At 48.7% G+C, this 23743-nt stretch carries 26 protein-coding genes; 13 read left to right on the forward strand and 13 right to left on the reverse strand.

What is annotated here, in order from left to right; all coding sequences use genetic code 11:
* Positions 1–91: 91 nt before the first annotated feature.
* Positions 92–940 carry an MBL fold metallo-hydrolase gene (locus tag ACX1C1_RS07015; RefSeq protein ID WP_458957613.1) on the forward strand — a complete coding sequence of 283 codons (849 nt, stop codon included), beginning with the start codon at positions 92–94 and terminating at the stop codon, positions 938–940.
* On the opposite strand, the gene ACX1C1_RS07020 is transcribed toward ACX1C1_RS07015, so the two are convergent.
* Positions 867–1088: a hypothetical protein gene (locus ACX1C1_RS07020; protein WP_458956398.1), complete on the reverse strand. Its 222-nt coding sequence runs from the start codon at positions 1086–1088 to the stop codon at positions 867–869. The two genes, ACX1C1_RS07015 and ACX1C1_RS07020, sit on opposite strands and share 74 nt — an antisense overlap.
* A 136-nt stretch (positions 1089–1224) precedes the next feature.
* Between ACX1C1_RS07020 and ACX1C1_RS07025 the strand changes: the two genes are divergently transcribed.
* Positions 1225–2613 (forward strand): S1C family serine protease, encoded by a 1389-nt coding sequence (locus ACX1C1_RS07025; RefSeq protein ID WP_458956399.1) that lies wholly within the window; start codon positions 1225–1227, stop codon positions 2611–2613.
* A 159-nt stretch (positions 2614–2772) separates the two neighbouring features.
* Here the strand turns inward: ACX1C1_RS07025 and ACX1C1_RS07030 are convergent, their stop codons facing one another.
* On the reverse strand, positions 2773–3531 hold the full coding sequence (locus tag ACX1C1_RS07030) for an SDR family oxidoreductase (protein ID WP_458956400.1): 759 nt from the start codon (positions 3529–3531) through the stop codon (positions 2773–2775).
* A gap of 204 nt (positions 3532–3735) precedes the next feature.
* Between ACX1C1_RS07030 and ACX1C1_RS07035 the strand changes: the two genes are divergently transcribed.
* Together ACX1C1_RS07035 and ACX1C1_RS07040 are read left to right on the forward strand one after the other, a co-directional pair.
* Positions 3736–4347, forward strand: a complete 612-nt coding sequence (locus tag ACX1C1_RS07035; RefSeq protein WP_458956401.1) for a TetR/AcrR family transcriptional regulator — start codon at positions 3736–3738, stop codon at positions 4345–4347.
* Positions 4348–4476: 129 nt separating this feature from the next.
* A complete protein-coding gene (locus tag ACX1C1_RS07040; RefSeq protein WP_458956402.1) occupies positions 4477–4644 on the forward strand; it encodes a CxxH/CxxC protein in 168 nt (55 codons plus the stop codon).
* 152 nt (positions 4645–4796) lie between these two features.
* Here the strand turns inward: ACX1C1_RS07040 and ACX1C1_RS07045 are convergent, their stop codons facing one another.
* The gene (locus ACX1C1_RS07045; protein WP_458956403.1) at positions 4797–5435 is read right to left on the reverse strand and encodes a TetR/AcrR family transcriptional regulator; all 639 of its coding nucleotides are present in this window, start codon (positions 5433–5435) and stop codon (positions 4797–4799) included.
* Positions 5436–5566: 131 nt separating this feature from the next.
* Here ACX1C1_RS07045 and ACX1C1_RS07050 point away from each other — a divergent pair, with 131 nt between their 5' ends.
* The 3 genes from ACX1C1_RS07050 to rlmH all read left to right on the forward strand — a co-directional run bounded on the left by ACX1C1_RS07050 (position 5567) and on the right by rlmH (position 7119).
* Positions 5567–6142 (forward strand): cysteine hydrolase family protein, encoded by a 576-nt coding sequence (locus ACX1C1_RS07050; RefSeq protein WP_458956404.1) that lies wholly within the window; start codon positions 5567–5569, stop codon positions 6140–6142.
* A 108-nt stretch (positions 6143–6250) separates the two neighbouring features.
* Positions 6251–6484 carry a hypothetical protein gene (locus ACX1C1_RS07055; RefSeq protein WP_458956405.1) on the forward strand — a complete coding sequence of 78 codons (234 nt, stop codon included), beginning with the start codon at positions 6251–6253 and terminating at the stop codon, positions 6482–6484.
* Positions 6485–6639: 155 nt separating this feature from the next.
* On the forward strand, positions 6640–7119 hold the full coding sequence (gene rlmH, locus ACX1C1_RS07060) for a 23S rRNA (pseudouridine(1915)-N(3))-methyltransferase RlmH (RefSeq protein ID WP_458956406.1): 480 nt from the start codon (positions 6640–6642) through the stop codon (positions 7117–7119).
* Positions 7120–7242: 123 nt separating this feature from the next.
* Here the strand turns inward: rlmH and ACX1C1_RS07065 are convergent, their stop codons facing one another.
* From ACX1C1_RS07065 to ACX1C1_RS07085, 5 genes are all read right to left on the reverse strand, one after another.
* Entirely contained in the window at positions 7243–8943 is a 1701-nt protein-coding gene (locus ACX1C1_RS07065) for a recombinase family protein (RefSeq protein WP_458956407.1), read from the reverse strand.
* An 18-nt stretch (positions 8944–8961) separates the two neighbouring features.
* Positions 8962–9192, reverse strand: a complete 231-nt coding sequence (locus ACX1C1_RS07070) for a hypothetical protein (protein WP_458956408.1) — start codon at positions 9190–9192, stop codon at positions 8962–8964.
* Between the two features lie 239 nt (positions 9193–9431).
* Positions 9432–11297 (reverse strand): DNA primase family protein, encoded by a 1866-nt coding sequence (locus tag ACX1C1_RS07075; protein ID WP_458956409.1) that lies wholly within the window; start codon positions 11295–11297, stop codon positions 9432–9434.
* A gap of 855 nt (positions 11298–12152) precedes the next feature.
* Positions 12153–12602 carry a hypothetical protein gene (locus tag ACX1C1_RS07080; protein ID WP_458956410.1) on the reverse strand — a complete coding sequence of 150 codons (450 nt, stop codon included), beginning with the start codon at positions 12600–12602 and terminating at the stop codon, positions 12153–12155.
* Entirely contained in the window at positions 12572–12973 is a 402-nt protein-coding gene (locus tag ACX1C1_RS07085) for a hypothetical protein (protein WP_458956411.1), read from the reverse strand. Before ACX1C1_RS07085 ends, ACX1C1_RS07080 begins: the two co-directional genes overlap by 31 nt.
* 161 nt (positions 12974–13134) lie before the next feature.
* Between ACX1C1_RS07085 and ACX1C1_RS07090 the strand changes: the two genes are divergently transcribed.
* Complete coding sequence (locus ACX1C1_RS07090; RefSeq protein ID WP_458956412.1) at positions 13135–13944, forward strand: P-loop NTPase family protein; 810 nt, start codon at positions 13135–13137, stop codon at positions 13942–13944.
* A 350-nt stretch (positions 13945–14294) separates the two neighbouring features.
* On the opposite strand, the gene ACX1C1_RS07095 is transcribed toward ACX1C1_RS07090, so the two are convergent.
* The gene (locus tag ACX1C1_RS07095; protein WP_458953874.1) at positions 14295–15599 is read right to left on the reverse strand and encodes an IS1380 family transposase; all 1305 of its coding nucleotides are present in this window, start codon (positions 15597–15599) and stop codon (positions 14295–14297) included.
* 389 nt (positions 15600–15988) lie between these two features.
* Between ACX1C1_RS07095 and ACX1C1_RS07100 the strand changes: the two genes are divergently transcribed.
* The 4 genes from ACX1C1_RS07100 to ACX1C1_RS07115 all read left to right on the forward strand — a co-directional run bounded on the left by ACX1C1_RS07100 (position 15989) and on the right by ACX1C1_RS07115 (position 20374).
* Positions 15989–17332: an AAA family ATPase gene (locus ACX1C1_RS07100; RefSeq protein WP_458956413.1), complete on the forward strand. Its 1344-nt coding sequence runs from the start codon at positions 15989–15991 to the stop codon at positions 17330–17332.
* Positions 17310–17987 carry an RloB family protein gene (locus tag ACX1C1_RS07105; protein WP_458956414.1) on the forward strand — a complete coding sequence of 226 codons (678 nt, stop codon included), beginning with the start codon at positions 17310–17312 and terminating at the stop codon, positions 17985–17987. Before ACX1C1_RS07100 ends, ACX1C1_RS07105 begins: the two co-directional genes overlap by 23 nt.
* A 164-nt stretch (positions 17988–18151) precedes the next feature.
* Positions 18152–19279, forward strand: a complete 1128-nt coding sequence (locus tag ACX1C1_RS07110; RefSeq protein WP_458956415.1) for a hypothetical protein — start codon at positions 18152–18154, stop codon at positions 19277–19279.
* 66 nt (positions 19280–19345) lie between these two features.
* Positions 19346–20374: a hypothetical protein gene (locus ACX1C1_RS07115; protein ID WP_458956416.1), complete on the forward strand. Its 1029-nt coding sequence runs from the start codon at positions 19346–19348 to the stop codon at positions 20372–20374.
* A 211-nt stretch (positions 20375–20585) separates the two neighbouring features.
* On the opposite strand, the gene ACX1C1_RS07120 is transcribed toward ACX1C1_RS07115, so the two are convergent.
* The 4 genes from ACX1C1_RS07120 to ACX1C1_RS07135 all read right to left on the reverse strand — a co-directional run bounded on the left by ACX1C1_RS07120 (position 20586) and on the right by ACX1C1_RS07135 (position 22777).
* A complete protein-coding gene (locus ACX1C1_RS07120; protein WP_458957614.1) occupies positions 20586–20783 on the reverse strand; it encodes an S-layer homology domain-containing protein in 198 nt (65 codons plus the stop codon).
* Positions 20784–20893: 110 nt separating this feature from the next.
* Positions 20894–21553: an Ig-like domain-containing protein gene (locus ACX1C1_RS07125; protein ID WP_458956417.1), complete on the reverse strand. Its 660-nt coding sequence runs from the start codon at positions 21551–21553 to the stop codon at positions 20894–20896.
* Positions 21554–21612: 59 nt separating this feature from the next.
* Positions 21613–21951, reverse strand: a complete 339-nt coding sequence (locus ACX1C1_RS07130; protein ID WP_458956418.1) for a hypothetical protein — start codon at positions 21949–21951, stop codon at positions 21613–21615.
* Entirely contained in the window at positions 21905–22777 is an 873-nt protein-coding gene (locus ACX1C1_RS07135; protein ID WP_458956419.1) for an S-layer homology domain-containing protein, read from the reverse strand. Before ACX1C1_RS07135 ends, ACX1C1_RS07130 begins: the two co-directional genes overlap by 47 nt.
* Positions 22778–22940: 163 nt before the next feature.
* Between ACX1C1_RS07135 and ACX1C1_RS07140 the strand changes: the two genes are divergently transcribed.
* Positions 22941–23633, forward strand: a complete 693-nt coding sequence (locus ACX1C1_RS07140) for a response regulator transcription factor (RefSeq protein WP_458956420.1) — start codon at positions 22941–22943, stop codon at positions 23631–23633.
* The last annotated feature ends 110 nt before the right edge of the window (positions 23634–23743 follow it).

Genomic DNA, 23743 nt, shown 5'->3' on the forward strand with positions numbered 1-23743 from the left:
GTGGTTGACTTCGTAATGGAGAGCGCATTGTTGGAACAACCTCATATATCAGGTGTTGCCGAATGGGTAGCAGGAGAAGGGATTGGAAGGTTTGGGACTTCGATTTACAGTGCTGGGGAGCGGTTCGACGGGGAATTGCACCATCGTACAAAGTAATGACAAAACGATTATGGTCGACGCGGGTCTCAGCATGAAGAAGCTGGAGGAGCTCATGCGCGAGCGAGGCGTTAGTCCGCATGAGATTGACGCCTTGGTCGTGACGCACGAGCATTCTGATCATATTAAGGGATTAGGCGCATTCGCCCGGAAGCACGGGGTTCCAATCTATGCGAACGAAGCGACTTGGAACGCCATGGAACGGCTAGTCGGTACCATTGCACCGGAGAAACGAGTCATTATGGAGTCGGGAGAGGCGTTGTCCTTCAGCTCGCTGCAGATGCAGTCGTATCCGATCTCGCATGACGCGGCGGAGCCCGTTGGTTATTGCTTCGAGGAGGCCGGCGAGAAGCTGAGTCTCGCAACGGATCTCGGGTATGTGAGCGAGAAGGTCAAACGTCAGATTATCGATTCGGACGTGCTCGTGCTAGAGTCGAACCATGATACCGAGATGCTCCGTATGGGACGTTATCCCTGGAACATCAAACGTCGTATCTTAAGCGACGTAGGCCATCTATCCAATGTTGCAGCAGGCGAAGCGCTGCTGGAGCTAATGACAGACAGAACGAAACGCGTCTATCTGGCGCATCTCAGTCTTGACCACAACCAAATGGATTTGGCGATGCTAACGGTCAATTCTATATTGGAGAATCACGGAATATTTTATAAGCAAGATGAGTTTCCGCTTCGTCATACGTACCATGACCGACCTACGCCATGGGATGAAGTGAAGAGGAAATCAGACTCTCCAGTTGCTCGTCCAGCAGCTCCGCCTTGGCGGTAAGCTCTTCGCGGGTCAGCAAGCCTTTGTCGATGAACAGCTCCAGCATGGCGCTGAGCGTAAGGACGGTGCGATAGTGATCCTCCTTGAGATCGGCCAGCTTGGCCACTAGCTGAACCTGTTCCCAAGAGGCAGGTGCGTTCCGTTTCATAGACATCTCTCCTTGTTTAAAAAATGTTGTTGCTGCTGCTATTGAATCTATTATTATTTTAATCAATTCTTCCGAAAACATTCCTATGATTGCAAAAAAGAGATAGGCTTCGGTTCCAAGGAGAGGAGCGATTCCGATGAGCATATTCGACGATGATTTCTATTCAACCAAGGTGTCCAAGCGAACCGTTAGGCAGAGCAGACGGGAAGACACCAGGTTTCCATACAGAAGCGGTGAACGCAAGTGGTCGAACGTACGCATCGCGTTTATCTCTTCATTCACGAGTGCGGTTGCGGCTACGCTGCTCTTCGGGGCGATCTTCGGAGGGTTTGGCGGGAGCGAGCCGGCAAGCGGCAAAGGCGGCAATTCACCAAGCGGACTCATCACAACGGGAGATCCTTCGGAGCGGGCGATTCATGCCGCTGCAAAGGTCAGTCCGGCAGTTGTGAGTATTATCAACGAGCAGCTATTTGGTTTCGGGCTCGGCAGCGAGAAGCTCGAAGGCGACGAAGCGAAGGAAGGCGAAGGCGTACTGCGCGAAGCAGGCGTTGGTTCAGGCGCTATTATTAAGAAGAAGGACGGTAAGGCGTACATTGTGACCAATTATCATGTGGTAGCGGGCGCTCAGCGTGTACGTGCCGTACTGACGAACGGTGAGGTTAGAGAAGCGACAGTTGTTGGCGAAGACCAGATTACCGATCTGGCTGTGCTGGCCATTGATGATAAAGGAATTGATACCGTTGCGGAGATCGGCGATTCTTCGGCGCTTCGCAAAGCGGAATTCGTAATGGCGATCGGCAATCCGCTCGGCATGGGCGAGTCCATTACGATGGGCGTAGTCAGCGTCATCGAAGAGATCGTACCTGTATCGCTTAATCAGAACGGCGTGATCGACTGGGAGCAGGAAGTGATCCGTGTCGACGCTGCTATTAACCAGGGCAACAGCGGCGGACCGCTGATTGATCTGAACGGTCGCGTTGTTGGCATCAATAGTATGAAAATAGCCGACTTCGGCGTAGAAAGCATCGGGTACGCCATCCCCATTAATAAAGCAATGCCTGTTCTCGAAGAGCTGATGGAGCACGGTTTCGTCTCCCGTCCGTACCTTGGCGTCTACACGCTTGATCTGGAGCAATACTGGCGTCAGCAGGATATGAGCGAGCTGGAGGGGCTGTTCGGCGAAGCGGAAGGCGAAGAAGGCGATGGAGCGGGCAATCAGGAGCAAGAGGCTCCAGCGGACGAAGAGGAGCCGATAGAGCCGGCCGACGATCTATTGTTGCCTGATCATGTGTTGTCCGGTGTGATTGTGCTGGAGTCCGTCGGTCCTGCGCTCAAAGCGGGGCTGAAGTTCAACGATGTAATCGTCGAGCTGGATGGGCAAGCAATTAAAAGTACGATGGAGCTTCGCAAATATCTCTACAGTAAGAAAAAGATCGGCGATACGATCGAAATTTCGTATTACCGAGACGGCGAGCTTAAGCAGACCAAGCTCAAGCTGGCTGAAAGTGCCGCAGAGGAAGAATAAAAGGTTAAGCATAGAAGAGATAGCCGCCCCTGGCGATGATCCGTTGGATCGTTTGCCAGGGGCGGTTTATTTGGTCTGTAAAAGGAAAAGCCGTATTTCCTGGCAGGAAATACGGCGATTCTTTAATAGGATGGCTTATGACAACTTAGAACGGACGGCTCAGTAAGCTGTCCAGCCTGCGTCTGCCGTTACGACTGTGCCGTTCACGAAGCTGGAGTCGTCGGAAGCGAGGAATAGTGCGACCTTCGCGATTTCTTCCGGCGTACCCGTGCGCGGGTTAATGCCCATGCCTACCATTGCGCGGCCCATACCGAATTCATTCGGCGCATTGATGGATGTCGCAATGTTAGTCGCGACGCCGCCCGGTGCGATGGCGTTGCAACGGATGTTTTTGACGGCGTATTGGAAACCGACGTTCTTAGTCAAGCCAACAACAGCATGCTTGGCTGCTGTGTAGGCCGCACCTGCGCGGGAGCCGTTAAGGCCCCCAGCTGATGCGATGTTAACGATGACGCCGCCTTCCTTCTCGAGGAAGATAGGCAACGATTTGCGGATTGTGCGCATAGGACCTGTCGTGTTGACCGCGAATACGCGATCCCACAGCTCGTCTGTCAAATCACCAGCGGGAACGAAGTTGTCCATGATCCCAGCGTTGTTGATCAGGATATCTAATGTACCGTATTCGGATACAGTGGCGTCGACCAGTTGTTGTACATCTTCTTCTTTGGCCACGTTGGCAGCAACGGCAAGTGCGGTACCACCACCTGCTTGAATTTCTTCGACAACCTTCGAAGCATTCTCGATATTGAGATCGGATACGACAACCTTAGCGCCTTCCGATGCGAAAAGTAATGCGATGGCTTTGCCCATACCGGATGCGGCACCTGTTACGATAGCTACTTTACCTGTCAGTTTCATGAGTAATTCCTCCTCTGAGGGTAGTATGGTCAATCGGAATAAAATTTACTGATAATCAACAATTGTTCAATACAGAACAGTTGTTATATTTACTATAATGGATGTAAGGGTATGGCTTCAATATATAAAACGTTTTCAAATGTGCGATAATAGACAGTAGAGGAAGGATTGTTGGAGAACGTTTGCTGGAAAGGCGGGGGAGAAGTGCCAGTAAGAGATAATGATCGTCGCGTGGTACGGAGTAAGATGGCGCTGAAGGAAGCGCTCCTTGCGCTGATGGAACGAAAGAGCTATTCGGATATCTCCATCACGGAAATTGTGGAGACGGCGAATTATAATCGGGGGACGTTCTATGCTCATTATGAAAATAAGGATGGATTGCTCGCCGAAGTTATTGCGGAGCTGATTGATGAATTGATCGTCGCATTCCGGGCACCTTATGCAGATGTGGATATTTTTCGGGTGGATGAGCTTGGAGCGCATTCGGTGACGATTTTTGAGCATATAGACAAGAGGAAATCTGTATACTCGATATTGTTTCACAGTGAGACGCTGCCGATGATCAAGGAAAAGATGTTTAGTTCGATTCGGAGCATTATGGTGGAAGATCTGGGACCCTTCAATGACGAAAAATCCACCATTAACCCGGAACTTAGTCTTGTCTATAGCTTAAATGCATTAATGGGGCTTGTGTTCCACTGGATCGAGGGCGGGTTCGTGTATTCGGCATCCTACATGCAGGAGCAGCTTATTCAGCTTGTCCAGTGGCGGCCGGCAGATACCAAAGCGGTGAATCAGAAAAGACGGCGCGGGTAAGCCGGGGAACGGAAGAGTCGAGGCAAGCAAGCCAGCAAGAGGCTTCACAGAGGCGGACAAGTTCTGTTATGCTGGGATATAGACAAGGATTATCCTGAACCTAACTAACAAGGAATAGGAACGTGACGAATGTATTGTGTATGCAAACCGTGTATTGAGAAGGCTTTAGAGAGATTCGTGGACGAATATGAAGACGCGCCGGATGTCGTTGATCTCAAGGAGACACAATTCGCCGATTGGGACCCGCCCCGCAAATGTGATTTCTGTGAGGAGCCTGCCGCGTTTTTGGTTGTATAGCGAAGTGGAATAATAGGAATAGCATATAGAGGGGCGAGGACGAATTCGCCTGGCAGCTACATCAAATAGCCACGTAGGGTTGAATCCGCGTGGCTATTTGTTATGGGTATGGGCAGAGCAAGAGCAATGGGCCTGCCCAGTGGAAGCGCAGCTTAGGGAGCAAATGGACCGGTCTCCGTAACGATAGTACGAAGGCCGTCACATAAAATCGAAACAACGCGGTCAGGATAACTCCCGCTGCCTTCGGTAGCTTTCATCAGGCCAATGAGCAGGACCTTAATATCTTCAAGACGGGCATCCGCTCTGACAGAGCCGTGTTGCTGGGCGCGAACAAGCAGATCCTCGATCCCTTGCCAGAACTGCATCGCCGTCTCTGAACGTCCCGTGTGGATATCCAAGTTGCTGATAAGCGCATCTGTAATGACTTTATTTGCGACACCTTCACGAATAATCGTTTCGAAATATTGAAAGAAAGCCTCTCCTGGATGCTCATGGCGAAGCCAGTGCGCGGCTTGTTCGGCCAGGCGTGATTTGTGACCGGTCATGATTGCACCAAGCAAATCCTCCTTCGTCGGGAAATGACGATAAATCGTACCTACGCCAACTCCAGCACTTCGGGCGATTTCATCCATAGAGATAGAGATCCCTTCGGATTTGAACATCTTATGGGCGACGTGAAGCAGTTTATCTCGATTTCTTTGGGCATCTGCCCGTAACGGTTTATCTATAGGCTTGGACATGCCAAGGGCGTTGATCTCGTCGCCAGTGGTTGATGGATGGAATGTGGACATCTTGGGATACACCTCTCCTCTCTAGACATATTACCTTACAGATGGAATGTTGACAAACGGAGAATTTTCTCCGTATAATTAAACGGAATAGTTTCTCCGTTTAGTGACGGAATGAAAGGAGAATATAAAAATTGGGAAACTCACCAAGCAAAAGCGCATTGTTGGTTATGGATATGCAAAACAGCGTCGTATCGAGGTACGTAAGCAATGACGAAGTCATTCTTCCGTTTCAGAAGGCGATTGAAGCTGCACGCAGCAACTCCATCTCTGTTATTTATGCAAGAGTGGCATTCCGCCCAGGATATCCAGAGATCAGTGCTAGAAACAAAATGTTCGGTGGTATAGCAAGCCGAGCGGGAGCAGTGGCGGTGCCGGAGGCGATGATGCAGATTCACGAATCGGTTCAACCGGGGCCAGACGAGCCCGTTGTCACCAAGGTTCGCGTCAGCGCATTCGCCGGCAGCGACCTCGAATTCATCCTTCGCGCTCGCGGGATCGACTCGCTTATTCTCTGCGGCATTGCTACGAGTGGGGTCGTTCTATCGACAATAAGGGAAGCGGCGGACAAAGACTATGCCCTTACGGTCCTGTCGGATGCCTGCATCGACGCGGATCCCGAGGTTCATCGCGTGCTTATTGAGAAGGTGTTCCCTCAGCAAGCTGTGGTGTTGACTGTTGATGCATGGGCGAATACACTCTCCAACTAATTCGTATACTCAGTGTCTCCTAATGCCTAACCTCCTAAAGCTTGACCTCCTAGAGTCAACACTTTAGGGGGTTTTTGGTGTGAGTGTAAAGACACGACGACAACGATAATGACAAAGGCGAAGGCAACGACAACGATAATGACAAAGGCGAAGGCAACGACAACGACAACGATAATGACAAAGGCGAAGGCAACGACAACGACAACGATAATGACAAAGGCAAAGGCAAAGGCAAAGACAAAGGTAAAGACAAAGGCAAAGGCAAAGGCAAAGGCAAAGGCAAAGGCAACGGCAACGGCAAAGGCAACGGCAACGGCAACGGCAACGGCAATTGCTAGCTAGACCCATTCGACTTGAGCATATGTATTCTTGCAAGGAGATAAGTTTTGTTCGGAGCAAGAGGCTTAGGGGCTGCGGCTTTTGATTTGGAATGTGTTTTGGTATGCTTGGAGCTATAAGAAAAATGGACTACATATCGTTATAGAAGGTGGACAATCATGCATATACAGATTGCCAGTGTCGGCAAGCTAAAAGAGAAGTATTTGACGCAGGGCATAGCGGAGTATGCCAAGCGGCTCGGGCCTTACGTGAAGCTAACGTTCACGGAAGTGCCCGATGAGAAGGCTCCGGAGACGATGAGTCCGGCGGAGGAGGCTCAGGTGCGCGAGCGGGAGGGGGAGAGGCTTCTGGCGCAGCTGAAGCCGGACGCTCACGTTGTCGCGCTCGCGATCGGGGGTGAGCTGTGGTCCAGCGAGGATCTCGCTGGGCAGCTCGATAAGCTGGCCACGTATGGGCGCAGCCACGTGGCCTTCGTGATTGGCGGGAGCAATGGGCTTGCTCCCGCGGTTCTGGCTCGCGCCCAGCAGAAGCTTAGCTTCGGGCGCATGACCTTGCCGCACCAGCTGATGCGGCTGGTGCTGATGGAGCAGATTTATCGGGCGGTGAAGATAAATCGGGGGGAACCGTACCACAAGTAACGGCAAGTTTTTTCAGAAAATCTCGCAGCGGGATTGGAAAGGGGCATTGCCGGGCAAGGGTTTGGGATAGGCCACTCTAGGTGGCAAAGTCGGCGCAAACGGGCTTATGCGAGCTTTTTGAGGTCACAAAACGATGCGGTATCTGGAGGGGGACTTTTGCTTGCGGAAAGCAAAAGCCCCCTCCGCCGTTTTGGCGGAAGGGGCAAGCTCAAAAAAATGCTTTTGGACGGTCGGGTCAAACTCTAGCTCTATCCCGGCGACTTTGCGTCTGTCCTTCATGTGGACTTGCTTGACCACGGTCTGGAGCAACGTCTTCTGCGTTTCGGGAGGCGCTTCTTCGAGTAGGCTTTGGAACTGAGCGAGCGCCTGCCGTACTTGTTGAAGCGGGACGGGATCGGATGTGTTGTCCGTGAGTTGTCGCTCCACTTCGGCTTTTCTTCGTGTGAGTTGTTCATGCTGGACTTTCAACTCGCTAAGCCGCTCTACGAATAGGTCGTCGTCCACGCCGCTAGTCTCGAAAAGTTTGAAAAACCGCTTGCGCTGGCTCTCGATGGTTGCCAGTTCCTTGTCGATTGCCGTCAGTTCCTTCTGGAGAGGGGCGACACTTTTTGTCCGTTCTAGGTTGATCTTCTTGACGACGTCCTCTAGCACTTTCGGCTTCTGGACAGCCTCGGAAAGCCTCTCGAAGACGAAGCTCTCGACCATGTCGGCCCGGACGGAGTTCGAACTGCAAACCCGGCTTCCACGATTGCGGAAGTTGTTGCAGACGTAGTACCTTCGGTTGACTACAGTTCCGTCCTTGAGCGTGTCGCGGACGCGGTGCGCTCCAAGCGTCGTCCCGCACTGGGGGCACCTCAGGAGCCCTGTCAGGGGGTACGTGCCGTCGAAGACGCGTGACGGGGAGAACGACTTCTTGGCGAACAAAGCCTGGACGGTTTCCCACAGGTCATTGGAAACGATCGGGTCGTGCTCGCCGTCGACGACGATCGGGTTCGGGTTGACTCCTTTGCGCCGCTTTTCGCTCCAGTTCTCCCGCACGTTGTACCTGATCTTCCCGACGTACACCGGGTTATTGATGATCGTCTTGATCGCCACGCTGCTGAACGCGTTGCCAGGCTTCGTCTTGTGTCCATCGTGGTTCAGTTGGTTGGCGATGCTTCGAAGTCCTTGGCCGCTGGCGTACATGCGAAAGATCTTCTTGACCAGTTCAGCCTCAATCGGGTTAATGCGCAAGAGCGACTCTTTAGTGCTCCCTGCTGGAACCTCAACCACGTCGTACCCAAGCACCTGACCGCCGTTCCACTTGCCGTTTCTGGCCCGCTGTTTCATGCCCATTTGGACATTCTCAACGATGATGTTTCTTTGGTATTCTGCCATGACCCCCATCATCTGCATCATGGCTCGCCCTGACGACGTCGTTTGGTCGAACTCGGCATCAGAAATGCAACGAAGCGTTACGTTGTAGCGCTTGAGATGTTCCATGATGAACAGAAGATCGGAAAGTTTTCGGGAGAGACGGTCGGTCTTCCAGAGCCAGAGTTCCTGCACTTTTCCGCTCTCGATGTCCTGCAGAAGCTGCAGGAGATCTGGACGTTTCTCGATCGACTTGCCGGAGATTCCGGCATCGACGTACTCTTTGAACACGACTTTGTGTTCTTCCTTGCAACGTGTCCTGATCTCCTCCAACTGGGCTTCTATGCTAAAGCCCAGTTCCGCTTGTTCTTCGGTGCTTACTCTGGCGTAAATGGCAACGTGAACCACTGCCGTAGAGAAGGGGTTCTTTAACACGGTGAGAGGCGATTTCTTTCGTTTTGTCAAAGTCATGGTCAAGTCCTCCTTGTTTTATGCGATTCGCCTGAACTCTTGTGTTCCTAGCAGTTCTGCGGTCAGTTCAAAGTCGGTTTGCTCGTCGTCTTCTTGCTCCAGAGCCTCACTGACGAGCAGAAACGTGCGATCGTCGATCTGGGCGCGAGCGGGCTTCTTGGATGGTTTCGCGAGATGGCGCTTGACGATTCCAGAGAGCATTTCGATCATCGTTAGGTAGTTGTCGGTTATGGTTGCGGTCAGTTGCAACGCGTGTCGCCTCCTTTTTCGAGTGTTCGGTGAGCGGGGCGGTACGGAAAAGTGCCGCCCTGTCGCCCTTTGTTACGTGGCATGGGAAGACAACCGCACTGATGCCGCACTGACTCGCACTGCGGCTGCTTTCACAAGTGCACCAAAGTGTACCTTAGTTCACGCGGCGGCGTGCCGAGTTCCCTTGCCAGCGTTGAAACTTGCATCTGAGTGCAGCTGTGCGGCAAAAACCAGGTTCTTCAAGCAACTGTCACACGTTCCTGAAAGAGTGGGTTGCCATCGACAGCCAACCGCTGAAAGCGGAAGGAATGTTGGTCAAAATAGTCGTCTTCCTTTTCCATCCACTCGCCAAAGGTTAAGCCCTTGAGAAATCCGTTCACGAGAAAATCGACTTCGAGGGCAACCACGTCGTCTTCGTGTTGTTCTTCGACGACCAAGTCCTCCATTTCTTCTCCTTCTGTCTCGTCGTTCAGTTCGTTGAACAGGTCGGCCATGTCTTTCTTTCGTTCGTCCAGAAGGGTCAAGCCAGGGTAGTACCGCCAGCCGTTGCTGGTTGCCTCCGCAGGCGTTGGCAGTCCTGCTTCAAGCAGCGCCGTTCGAAACGCAGCCCAGAAGACGCGGCGGTTTCGATTCGATTTGAAGGCAAAGTCCGTTTCGCCTTGTTGCCTGCACCACGTCTGGAAGCGTTCGAACAGTTCGTTCTTGCCGAGTCGGTTGCTTGGGGTTCCGGCCTCAACGTAATCCGAGACAAAAGTGATGACGGGGTTCTGTTCGCTCTTGTAGTTGGCGACAGCTTGCTCGATTGCGTCCGAGGAAGAAAACTCAAAGTCGTTGGCCTGGAGTCGCTTCAAGCCTTCCATCGCAAAGTTGAAGATGCCGGGAAGTTCCACCAGCAGTTTCTCAAGCAACATTCTGTCAGCCTCCGTGCCCTTGAACACTTTGCGGAACGGAACGATGACAAGTCGGCGAAAGAAACCGTGCGACTTGTCCAGAGTGGCGGGCAGAGCGTTCATGGCGAAAAGCAGTTTGCAGACTGGGTGGTAGCTGAACCCTTTTTCGTGCTTGTTCTCCACCCGAATCGCGTCGCCCGCCGTGATGCTCTTGATTTGCTGCGTGTTCAGTCCCTTTTCGCTGAACTCGTTTTCGGACGACACGTTGAGCAGCTTCCCAACCAGTTCGGCGCGAGCGAACGGCTGGTTAAGCTCGTTCATTGCCACGTGGGAGACGTTCTTCTTTCCGCACAAGTGTTCGATGACCTCGATCAGCACTGACTTTCCGTTCGAGCCGATGCCCTCTAGAATGAACATCTTGTGTGCCCTCGTCTCCGCCGTGCAGCAGTATCCCATCATTTCTTGAACGACCTTGATGATCTGTTGGTCTCCTTGAAAAATCTCGTTCAGAAACGTGAGAAACCTCGGGCATTGCGCGTCCAGATCGTATTCGATGGGGTTCTGGATGCTGGAGTGAAAGTCCGGATCGTGTTCCTCCAGTTCGAACGTTTCGGTGTTGAACATCCCGTCCGTCAAGTTGAGATGGACTTTGTTCACGTCAAACTCGGAAACATGCTTGGCAAGTCGCGCCAGTGTCGCCATGTAGCCGCTCTCCCAAGTCGGTCGCCAGACATCCGGCTGCTCCCGCTCGATCAACTTGGCGAGTCGCCGGTGCAATGTTTTTTCGGGAAGCAGTCGCCAAACGCCGCACTCGTAAAGGAAAAAGCGTTCCCCCTTGGTGATTCGCAGTTCGAACGTTCGAAGAACATGCTTGGCGAACAGGTTTGGATGGATGTCTGAGATTCCCTTGACAGGGTCGCAGACAAAGCCCTTGCGTTCCAGTTCCTCGATCCGTTCGGGCGACAGGGCGGCTCCGCCAAGATGCGAAGGCGTTGCTTCCTTGGCGGTGTGCAGCTTCAATGCGTCGTTGAAGTCGCGTTTCGGTACTCCGCTGGTCTCGATCATCACTTTCAGCCGCTGAAACTCGGCAGGGTCATCCTCCCGGGCTTTCAACAGTGCTTGCAGCACAGTGCGTTCGAACGGAGCGCCTTTGTCTTCGCCGGACGAGAATCGCTCCAGCGCATCGACGACAAGTTGTCTTGCTTCACTTTCCATTTCAACCATCTCCTTTTTGCTTGAAGTGGTTCCCATTTTACGGAACTCCGGAAGTCACTTCAAAGCCGATATTCGGGCAAAAAGACAGACAGGGAGTTGGTGTCCACGGAAGGCTCGTGAAGGTTTTACAGGTGGACTTCGACGCCAAAACGTTCGGGAGGTAGTCAAGGAACGAACGAGAAAGGAAAGATGGGTCTCAATTGCTCGTGAAAACACCGGATTATCTCACTATTTCATGTTTTTTTCAAAGGCAGCTTGTACTGAAGGCTTCTTGACCGTTTTATGCTGGACGTTCACGGGTTCCCTGTTTTACCGCTTACCTTTGCGTGAAGCTATAGCTTCAATAATTTTTGCTGACAACAGGAGCAGTTTGATAATATTGTCTGCTTTCATTTCAGGATGTCCCCTTTCTCAAAGTGTGCATTTTTGAATGTATTTGTCCGAGTCACGAACGCGCTGGGTCTCGAATAGCTGCACTGCCGCACTGTTGTGCAAATGCCTTGCCGGGCATGGGATTGTCGTTTGGTGCAGCCGCACTGAGTCGTACTGAGACGCACTAATTCGGGCGGTCTACAAGTTTGAGGGCGGCAAAGTTCAGGCTCAGGGCAGTGTCAACTCCTTGGGCCGCTTGGAAGGGTGTCAAGTACAGCGCTTTCGTACCGTACCGTGACAGACGTTTGTGGCACTCTGGTTTGGTTCAGGTGGGACAACACCGCGGTGACAATTTTTGTTTTGGCTACAGGGCACCAGAAGAACATCAAAGTGCAAGTTGAGAGCGGCTAAAAACCCTTGTGTCGCTTGGAAGTACGGTAGGGCGGAACGTTTCGGGGCTGGGTTTGGAGAAAGTTGCACTTTTTACTCACGGGTCAAGAACGGGTCTTCGAGTTGTACGTGGAACGGCTCGCTAAGTTCCTTCACCCAAAGGGAGGCGCTAGCAACGTCTCCTCCGTGAAAAAGAGGGGCATCCCCGAAGCTTTCGTCTTCCCAAACAAAGTCCGCCGTCTGTTGCTGCTCGTTAACGGCGAGGAAGAAGTCAGAGCCGTCAACGTAGGGGTTCGTTCCTGCTTGGGCATCTGTAGTTCGCAGGACGATGCGGATGCGGTGCGTCGGCTTTTGGCCGGTCAGTGGGTAGGGGAGGTTCTCTACAAGAAGATCGGAGAGAGGTTCCGCCGCTACGAGCATGACCCAGACATTTGTCCCGTTGCAGTCGGACGTGACGTTTCCGTTCCGCTCGAACGTTTCTTTCAGTTTCTGGAGAACCAGTTCGTTTGCCGTCAGCTTCTTTCCGCTTGGTCTTTCAGCCATTGTTCTACCTCCTCGCCGTGCGCTCCGACCTGCGTGAAGAACGTCATCAGGTAGTCGTTGTCATACAGCACCGCGACTTTGTACGTCTGGAGTCCGAATACGTCGACAAGTTCGACGTATTCGGGGCAGCTCCCTAGCAGACCGCCGTCTTCGCGGCTCAATCCGACGATGCCGAGGTCACGGATGTTGTCTCCTGATTCCAGAACGACGATGTAGCCGCACTCGCTCAGGCGAAACTCGCTACTATTTACGTCCTCCTGTTCAACCCTTAGTTGATTGAAGTAGTTCTCGACCTGATCGAGGAGTGCCTCCGGAAGAACTCCAACGCGGCGCAGGATGTCAAAGTCCTGCTGTGCCTTAATGATCCTCATTCTTACATACCTCCTGAAAAAGAAAATGACCCCTCGACAAGGGGTCTTGGTTCTAAGTCACGAATATAATATATGTCCCAAATTTTGCTTGAATCGCTTTTAAAGTACCAGGTAGGATAGTTTAAACATTAAAAAGCTTCTTATGGTTAGGAGTAAATCGAATGCGAAAGGATTGCAAATTGATCTTGGTTGAAGGGTTGTGTGGCACGGGCAAATCGACGTTAGCTGAACGATTGCATTGCTACCTCTTTCAACAAGGTATCTCATCCAGTTTTTTTGATGAGGGTGCCGAGGGGCATCCGGCGAGCTTGAATTGGCACGCTTTCTTTCGAGAAGAGGAGTTTAAGGAACTTCTCGAACGTTTTCCGAACACAGCTAACGGAATCCGTTCAAGGGCTATGAAGGATGGTTGCAATTATTTGCTTCCTTATCGTGGGGTAAAGGAATTTAACGAGTTGAATGAGCTCTATTCCGAGCTGAAGTCTCGTGAGCTATGCTGGACGGATTCGCCCATAGCCTCGCTGTCGGAATTTACGTATTCGATCCAGCGACAGTGGGCACGTTTTGCGGAGCTTGCTAGCACTTCTGAGAAGGTATATGTACTCGAAGCGGTGTTCTTTCAGCATCAGATTCATGATTTGCTAAAACATTATCAAGCTACTGATCGTCAAATCGAGCAGCATATTCATGGAATCGCCGATCAGATCGCTGCCATGAATCCATCGTTGATTTATTTAACTCAGCCGAGTGTGCGGGAGCAGCAGGTTTGGATTTCCTCCATCCGTTCAAAACCTCATTTTGCCACGGAAAAGAATATTGGGTTTATGGAGAACCGCAAGCGGATCGAAAAGAGGTTGCTTGATACGCTTCCTTTCCCAACCTATATCATTGAAAATGTGAATCTAGACTGGGAAGATGTCTTTAGTAAAATGGTAAGGGCGATATCTCAAAATATCGGACAAAATGTGTAATGAGAGCCCAGTGGAAAATTCATTACTTTAACGGAATCGCCTCTCAAAGAACGGGCCATCCTGCATAGGATGGCCCTAAAACTTGCCGTTACAGACAGCGCGGTGAACCGTACCACAAGTAATCCTAAAACTATTATTTCCAATCTTGTAGACCGAGTAGGATTTAGTTTAACCTGAATTACGAAAGCCTATAGAATTAAGATTTTGACATGGGACAAACAGGGAATAAGTTCCATGTGTGGGTATTGATTTTATCGAAATTCGGTTTGTTCTCGAAAAAAGGCTGCAAACTCCCCTTCCCCACATGAAGAGGCAACGGCATTTTCCAAGACTAATTATGGGATTATTCATTATTCCAGTAAAATACTTTTTCGTTCCATTTGCAGCCACGCCCATCGGTTTTGGAACGCTTCCGCCAACTTTAAGGTCAACTGGCGACCGCTTCGTACGAGCACGCCTGCACAATGAATGAACTCTCTGCGAAAGCGTTGGATGGTAAACGATCGATGAATCGGATCGCAGCATTGTAGTTTGAAACGTTCAAACAGATTGTAAGCCAAAAGCTTAAGCAGAAGGTCAATCTCGTTGGCAGCAAACGACTGTGTCGGAATACGATGAATCGCGAAGCCATTTTTGCCTTCCTTGATGTAGTTCTCCATGCAGCAACGCTGGTTGTAGAAGCGCCATACATCAATGGCCTCCCACGCCTCAGTGGTTACCATTGCTTCATACTGCCAGAGAAGGTCCAGTTCAAGCTGAGGATGATCGTCCGCATATCGCTGCATCTTACGAATAACAGCCACACGCCTTGTCTTGTCCCAAGTTGTAGCTTTGTAATACAGGACGACGCCTTCGATGATCCAATCCTCATCATCGACGAAACGAGTCCAGTGCTCGCATGCATGTACTTGCTCGGCGAGACGGTTCGTCCATTTCAGCTTGCCGACATAGCCGATGGACTTGAATTCCCAGAACGCATAAAAGTCTTCGCCGCCAAAGCCCTTGTCGAATCGGACATGACTAATTTTTCGTTCACTCAACAGTTGGAGCGTTTGCTCAGCAAACGGAAGGACATCCGTGGAGCTGCTTGTGTTACCTGATCGGAGCATGGCATTAACGAGAAGCCGTGATTGTCCTTCAAAGACGAGAAGGGGATGATAGCTCTTACGTCCTCGCTTATGACTGTTGACGCCAACAGCGGCGCCTTGTTGATGACCATAAACGGTTTCTACGGATGAATCCAAATCGAGAATGGAACGTTCGGGAAGCGCCGGAGCAATGATGTCGAAGTTGAGCGCGCGCAAGTTAGGTAAGAAGGATTCCTGTGACTTGCCAAAGCGAAGCAACTCCTTGTTCAATAACGTATGATGAGGCAAGCGGCCGCCAAGTGCATGACGAATAAGAGCATCCTGCTGCAGCAATTTAAAATGAAAGAGACGTTCGCATCCGAGCAACCAGCCTATTATGAGATACTGAAGGATGCGATGGGTAGGGAATAAAGCATTGGCTGCTTTTGAAAGACCCAGGGTCTGAAAAGCCTCGCCCAAGCCAATTGTTTCGAGAAAGGCCAGGACCACCTTGCTGCCTGCAAAATTTGTTGCATTTCTCATAGAAAATTCCGTTTTCAAGTTCGTGATTTTTGTGTTAGACTTCACCTTATGGGTGCTCCTCTCTTTGGGTGATGTTGTTCCGACAAACACCATTCTACCAAAGATTGGGGCGCTTTTTCTATTTTCTAGACAAGGCTACTTTCGTAATTCAGGTTTAATAATGAATAAGGGCATTGTCTTAGCTATAAAACTTGATTATTCAAAAAAATGGTGATCTCCATAACGAGATCACCATTTTTGATAGAAATGTTAATTCATAGTTTGTTTATTGATAATAACCAACCAAGAGTCAAGTCCTTTAGGAGATGGCTAAAACTAATTCATGATTTTTCAATTTTTCTGCAAAATTGAATAGATAGTTTGACTTTTGGCTAAGCTGAAGCATATAGTAAGAGTATAATTTTGCGAAAATACTGCAAAATGGAGGTATTATTATGCTACTTGAGTTTCGAGCAAAAAACTTTAAATCCTTTAAAGAAGAACTTGTATTTTCGATGACTCCTGCACCTAAACAAAAAGGTCTGGATTACAGCATCTTGAAGGAGAAAATCGGTTCCAAGGAATATAAGGGTTTGAGTTCGGCAGTCATTTACGGTCCAAATGCTTCAGGAAAAACCAATATTATTGGAGCAATGGATGTCCTAAAGAACATTATCTTAAGAGGACATATTAGGAACGGAGACAGTAAATCGAAAGCTAACCCTGCCGCGGGCCATTTAGAGTTGATTCCTAATCGTACAGCACCAAAGAAAACACCAGTTGATTTTGAAATGAAGTTTATTACAGCGGGTTTACTGGTTGAATATAAGGTGTCTTTAGATTTGGGAAGTTTCCTTGATGAGGATTATAAGCGTAAAGTCATATCTGAGACATTCAGTATTAATGAGAAAATGGTTTTTTCCAGAGATCCTTTGTTAGAATTTGGTGATATGCATGTTATTAAGAAGTACGCGATTATTGGGTTTGAAGGAAATGAGAGCAGCCTATTTAACTTGGCAAAGAATAATTTGAAACCATCAGAGTTGTTTTTGATGAATGGTTTTAAAGCAATGTTTAGTTCAGAACTAACTGATATTATTAGGGGTTGGCTTGAAGATAAGTTCATGGTCTTTTGTCGGGCGGACTCGCTTCAATCCTTGCCTCTAAGCTCGAAGAAAGCAACAATCTACATCAACTCAACCATCAATGAAGCTGCCCGTATCTTTGGGATTAACTCTAATGCGTTGGGGTATCTCGCTCATGATGATGATTCTGAACCGAACCTGGTTTCACTTGTAGGTGGTGAGGATGGTAATACACCCGTGCAGGCGGAAGTGTTTGAATCATATGGAACAATTCGCTTCGTCAATATGTTTCCGATCATAATGAGTGCATTGGTCAGTGGAGGTACTTTGGTTATCGATGAGTTTGATGCTTCCCTGCATCCAATGGCTTTAATGAGTATCGTGAACATCTTCCACAACGATGAGGTAAATAAGAAAAAAGCGCAGCTGATCTTTAATACTCATAACCCGATCTTCCTCAACTCTAATTTGTTTAGGAGGGATGAGATCAAGTTTGTAGAGCGCGATGATGATACCTTCTGCAGTACTCATTACTCGCTTTCCGACTTCGGAACTTCTGGAAGGAACGGGGTAAGGAACGGCGGGGAGTACATGAAGAATTATTTCATTAACCAGTACGGGGCGATTAAGGATATCGATTTTACCTCTGTGTTTGAAAACCTATTGGAAAGCAGGGGTGAGTTGATCGAAGATGGCTCCGAATCGGAAGGATAATAAGCAGTACATTTACACTGTAGAAGGTGAAACCGAGAAATGGTATCTAGATTGGCTTGAGAACGAAATTAACGCTACCCTAGATGCTAAGCCAGAATCCAATATTAAGGTATCGATAAAGAGCAAGATAGAGAAGAATCCGTTTAAGTACGCAAAAAGTCTCCCTAACATCTCTAAAGTGGAAGTCACTCACTTGTTTGACTACGAAAGTCATGAACCGGTGCATGTTAAACAGTTTCTTGAAACCTTGGATAAGCTCAAAGAGGCTAACAGTATCAAGGGGAAACAGATAAAGTATCTGTTGGGTTACAGTAATCTGACCTTTGAACTCTGGATTGCTCTGCATAAGAACAACTTTAACGCATATACCGAGCATCGTTCCCATTATCTTCGACACGTCAACAGTGCATTTGAAGAGAAGTTCTCTGAGCTGAGTACTTATAAGGAAGAAGCCAACTTCAAGCGGATGCTTCGAAAACTAACGTTGGATAATGTAAAGGAAGCAATACAAAGATCGAAGACTATTATGCAGAGGAACACAGAGGACAGTCTACAAGTACTGCAATACAAAGGTTTTAAGTATTTTAGAGATAATCCTTCGCTCACTATTCACGAGTCAATCGAGAAAATTCTAAAAGATTGCGGATTAATTTAAACATTTGGTTCACATATAGTAAAACAAGTGGCGTCAAATCACCCCATGTGCAGAAGGGCACATGGGGTATTTAATTTTCAGCATCCACCTCCAAAGCAGGAATGTAGTTGAAAACGGGTATTTGAGCTAGAATTGATGTATCCATTGTCGAACGGGGGTAAAGCATGCACCCATATATTCTCGGTAGCTCTTTGCTTGATCAATTCAAGCAAGCCGTAAGCGATCATGACGATTACTTGATTAACTCATACAGCAACTACAACGGCAAGAACCTATGGAGCCTGATCTGTTCTGCGAAGGATTGGCTCTCCGTCAGCGTGAACGGTTTGCCGTACATCGACCTCAACCACTCTGATGACGATGTTCGCTCATTGAATGTTCTGCAGCTGATTACGACATATGATCTTGTCCTTCAATCCATCGAGCAGCTCTATCGTGTTTTCGAGATGGAACACCCACTAAAGAAGGACGATTCGGTATTCAATGCAGCAGTTCCAGACGATGCGTATTTCGCGCAGATTCGGGCATGCTTTGGGGCGCATCCAGTCGATTTACGAAGTGCTGACGGAACTATGCCTGACAGGAAAAGTACCGACAAGTACTTCGCTTCTTGGTCTAGCGATGTTGGGGGTGAAGGAGACTACACGGTTTATCTTTACAGCAATAATCCCGATGTAGTGCAGCCAATTCGCTTCTCAATGAGTTTCGCCAAAATTCATGAGTATACCGTCATGCGATACTCCCTCTTATCGAATGTGGTAAGCGTAATTGAGAAAAAGAAGGGTATCTTTTTCGAGGAGCAGCGGCAGCGTGAGATCGAAGCCACACTTGATGTTGTCGATCAGCTCAAAGTGTTATTGAAGGAGAACAGCATTCGGATTGGTGACGGTGAGGGGTATCATCATGACATCCAGACGCTGATCGAGCTATTCACGGCTCCGCAGGACTTCCCCGAGCAGGAACGGCAAGAAGTAGCCAAGTATCTGAAATCACTGCATGTATTGGTCGATGGGCTGTTCGAAGCGTTCCAGACCATGACCTTCGGTGAAGATGGTATGGCGCATGGACACCTTCTTCATTCGAGATCCCCTAAGTTCAAAGGGCTTCACTACGATCTGGAAAAGGTATTCGAGTATCTAAACAATCCGTATTTCAGAGCTGAACGGGTCGACTATCACCTCAGACGTCTTATCAGTGAAGAGGTTGTACCGCCATACGTTAGTCGGCAAACGGACAAGCTCGACTTGCAGCTACTGCTTTTGGCGAGGCTTGCTAAAAAAATCGAGCAATAGAAAGCATTGCTAAGAACGTCAATTCGAGCAAAGTGGCAACGGAGTTTCTGACGAGGAGTGAAATAAATGCCCAAGAAAAGACCAAAGAGACAAGGCAAAAAGCGTCTTCGTGACATTGCAAGTATGAATGAACTGTCAACCACTGCAACTAGTATGGTGCAAATGAAACAGGCTATGCCAATTTTAGGACCTCTTTTTAAGGAGTTCGGTGTCGACGTTGATAAGATGGACGACGCATTACAAAATGTAGATGAAATTTCTAAACAAACAAGTGAGTTTGTTAGAATACCAGACAGATTTAATAATTTTTTTGCTGATCATGGATGGATAATGTATAGCATGATGAGCTTTGAGGTCGCGAAGGAAGCGGTATTAGAAGCCGAGGTGGGTAATTTTAAGGCAGGATTGGAACTGCTCGTACGATATTATGATGTTGAGAGTGTACGGTTCCAGTTAAATCGTCTTAACTCAATAAAAGCTTTTCGCCCAAGAATGGCACTAGCATTTAAAGCATTAATCGATTATGAAGAGAAACGGTATCATGCATGTGTTCCAGTTGTATTGGCTTTAATGGATGGCCTTGTAAATGAACTTCATGAGGATCATAGGGGAATCTCTGCAGGTTCAACTAATCTAGAAGCTTGGGATTCCATTGCTGCTCACAGTCAGGGGTTAGGAAAGCTAGTAAGAATTATTCGTAAAGGTCGTCGAAAGACGACAAGTGAGTCGATTACTCTTCCATATCGAAATGGAATTTTGCATGGGACAGACCTCGGCTACGATAATGAAGTTGTGGCTGCGAAAACATGGGCACTTCTTTTTGCTGTAGGTGAGTGGGCTACGAAGGTGGAACGAGGAGAAACTACAGCCCCAGAGGACAAGCCTGAAGATTCATTATTAGATATTCTCGAAAAGGTACAAGAAGCGCAAAGCTTTAAGGAAGAGATTGAAAACTGGAAGCCACGGGAGTCCATTTCTCTGAATCACGATTTATTTATGCAAGGTACTCCTGAATTTGCATTGAATCAATTTCTAGGATACTGGGTGCAAAAAAACTACGGTAAAATGACTTTGATATTAAAAAAGCACCACTAAAGGTACGAGAGCACTTTAAAAGTCAATTATTAATTTCATATGAGTTTGTATCTATTAATGATGTAGGTTTTTCAAATACGACTATCTCCGTAAAATTACAAGTTGAAGAGTTTGGACAACGACGAGAGAAGTCACATGACTTTGTAATGATATGTGAAGATGATCAAGGCTGTCTTGTCAGTCGTAGTAAGACAAACTCCAAGTGGATTAGTTATACATGGCGTCTGTAAACGTTACTATGGCGTTTTAGGGTTTGGAGTGATACGGTGAACCGTATCATAAATGACTTCCACCGACGCTTCGACTCTGGGCAATTCGCCAGCACATTTTCACGTGTAACCGTCTGATTCGACTTGAACGTATCGTCCGTGTAGCCGTTAATGACCCCTGGCGCTGCCAGATTCTCAATCCCTTCTTTAGTTCAGTGTCCTCGCGAGCGAGACGATGAACTTCTTACTATCACACAGATGTTAGCAAAAAAAGAAAGCCCTCGATGGAATCGGAGGCTGACAGGGCGGGCTATTCCCATATAATGAGTTCGTCTGTAATAAATTCTTTAATTTTAGTTCTGCCCGGTTTGAGCGCCGTAAGATAGCCATTGGCATCGATTGTGGCTAAGTCCGGATCTTCAATTTCAAACGTCGCCCAAGCGGTCGCGTCTTCCGCCGATTCGTCGTCAAAGTATGCGAAGACTGAGATGTTAGTTGATGCTCCTACTGATAATGAGACGGATGAAAACGAGGTGTAGATGAACTCCAATTGACGCGATGCCGTTACTATTACTGGTACGATCTTGGTTAAACCGTCATAGGTTACGACGATGTTCGTGGTTCCGTTCGCGACAGCTCTCACGATACCCCCAGCACTGACCGTTGCGACACTTGTGTCGTTGCTCGCATATTGCGCCTCTCCGGTTACGACCAGCGATGTGTCGTCATCGAAGTTGGCCGTAATGGCGAGCGCCCATGTTTCACAGGCTACCGTCAACATAACATTGGCCGGATTGGATGTCAGATCCGTCAAGATCGGGTCAGGAATGCTTGTTGTCATATCGTCAATAACCGCATTGACGATGGTTTGAATTTCTGAAAGCGTCCATGGTGCCGTACCGTCCGCTTGCAGCGCAGCTACGACAGCCGATACATTGGATGTCGTTACGCCTGTAATACCTGCTTTCATAAAAATCAGCTCACTAATACCTGTCCATACATTCGAAGACGAAGCAGTATTAATCGAAGTTAGTCCATCAATGTACGGAAGAGGCTTATAATCAGGAAAATGGACGAGCTGCTAGAGACGGTAAAGGTATTGATCTCACTTAAACTCGAAATTCGGTTATTGTCCCCGAGAAGATTGAGGGTATTGGTTGTCCCGCCAAGCTCGAGTTGCGTATTGTTCCCTTGAATAGTAGCGCTATTAACGTCGCCGCCTATGTTGATCCCATAATTATTACCGGAAACATTAAGGGTATCTACTGTGCCTGATACATTCAGCTGTGAATTGTCGCCGGTCACATTGGCTTGGATTACGTTACCCATTAATGTTACATTGTTTGCCGCAATCGTCACTCTGATCATCGATTGCGACTCTCACATCGCCAGAGGGCTTATTCACTTCAACCACGCCAAGAGTCGAATCTACGATAGAGATGGCATTTATGCCTCCGCCGCGAATGAGCGTATCTCCACTCACTTTAACGCCTTGAATCAGGGCTTCGCCTTCGCCAATCCCCTCGCCAAACGTTAGATTGCCTTTGATCGTAACGTTTCTTAGCGACACTCTGCTAGCGTTAAGTAGAACGTCGCCAATGATCGTCCCATGGCCAGTTTCAGGTCCGTATACGCATGCTTTATCGTACGCGATTGCGACTTTGACGCCCAGCGCACGGTCAAGCATGACGATCGCCTCGGCGCGGGTCATGCTTTTATCGTATCCAAGCGTACTATTGTCATAACCGTTATATATCCCATTAGCAACGACTGCACCAATCATTGCTTTGCTCCAATCAGGCACTTGTGCGGCGTCTTTATATTTGCTCCAATCGGCACTCGCGGAAGTGTCCAGCTTCAACAGCTTAGCAATCATCACAGCCGCTTCCTGGCGTGTGATCTTATTACCTGTTCTCATCGTGCCATCGCTAAAGCCGCTAATATATCCAGCATCCAAAGCGATTGCGACCTGCTCGTATTCCCAACCTTGCGAATCGACATCTTTAGCTGTTACTTCTGACTTGTCATTCAACTCGAACGCTCGGTTCATCAGAGTCATGAATTCTGCTCTTGTGATGGCGTTATCCGGCTTATAGGAACCATCGGCATACCCCTTAATGAGCCCTTTGCTAACCCAATCTTCCAGCTGTTGTTCCGCCCAATGCCAGTGATTTTCCTCCTTGGATATTAGCATGGTAGATTAGCCCATTGTTGAAGTTCAAAGAAAAATTTAAGTTTGCGCTCGAGATGAAGCAACTGTGTATAATGGGTATTAAGATCGTCCAAGTAACCGACGCAGACTCGGGCTCGCGATTAGTAGGGAAATCGTGCTAGCTCAGAATGAAGGTGATGACGTGATGGACACCTACAAAATTATGATCGTCGATGATGATCCCCATATATGCGAGATTGTTCAGGTATATTGCGAGCGGGAAGGCTTCCGATCCTCCTGCAGTCATAACGGGACCGAAGCCATGAAGCTGCTTGTGTCTTTCGAGCCGGATTTGATTGTGCTAGATGTAATGCTGGCTAATGAAAACGGAATTGATTGGTGTATGAACGCACGCAGAATCACGAATGCACCGATCGTGTTTCTGAGCAGCCGTGAGGAAGACGAGGTGAAAATCAGCGCATTATCCTATGGCGGCGACGATTATGTGACCAAGCCGTTCAGTCCAGGTGTGCTCATGGCCAAGATTAAGGCTCATCTTCGCAGAGTGTCGACGGGCAGAAGAGAACAACTGCTGGAGCTACCCGGTCTGACGCTGGATTTCTACGCTCAGTCCGTCAACATGGGCAGTGAAACCATCTTTTTATCGAAAAAAGAGTTTAGTCTACTGTCCTATATGGCACAAAACGCTAACCGTGTCGTCAGTGTCGATGCGTTGTTCCAGCTCGTCTGGGGAATGGACAGCCTGGAGGACACGAGAACGGTCGCTGTACACATCAGTAACTTGCGCAAAAAAATCGAGGCCGACCCCGCCAATCCTGAGAGAATCACTACGATTCGGGGGAGCGGATATATGCTGGTTGTCAAAAGTGCGTTGTAAGCACATTCGACAGTCCAGCTCAGCAGAACAGCCTTCTCCGATCGGAGTAGGCTGTTCTGCTTTGTGTGCGGAAGTGGAAATAACCTGGTGGTGAAAGTCGAATGCATACT

The sequence above is a fragment of the Paenibacillus sp. strain BS8-2 genome, assembly GCF_054483835.1.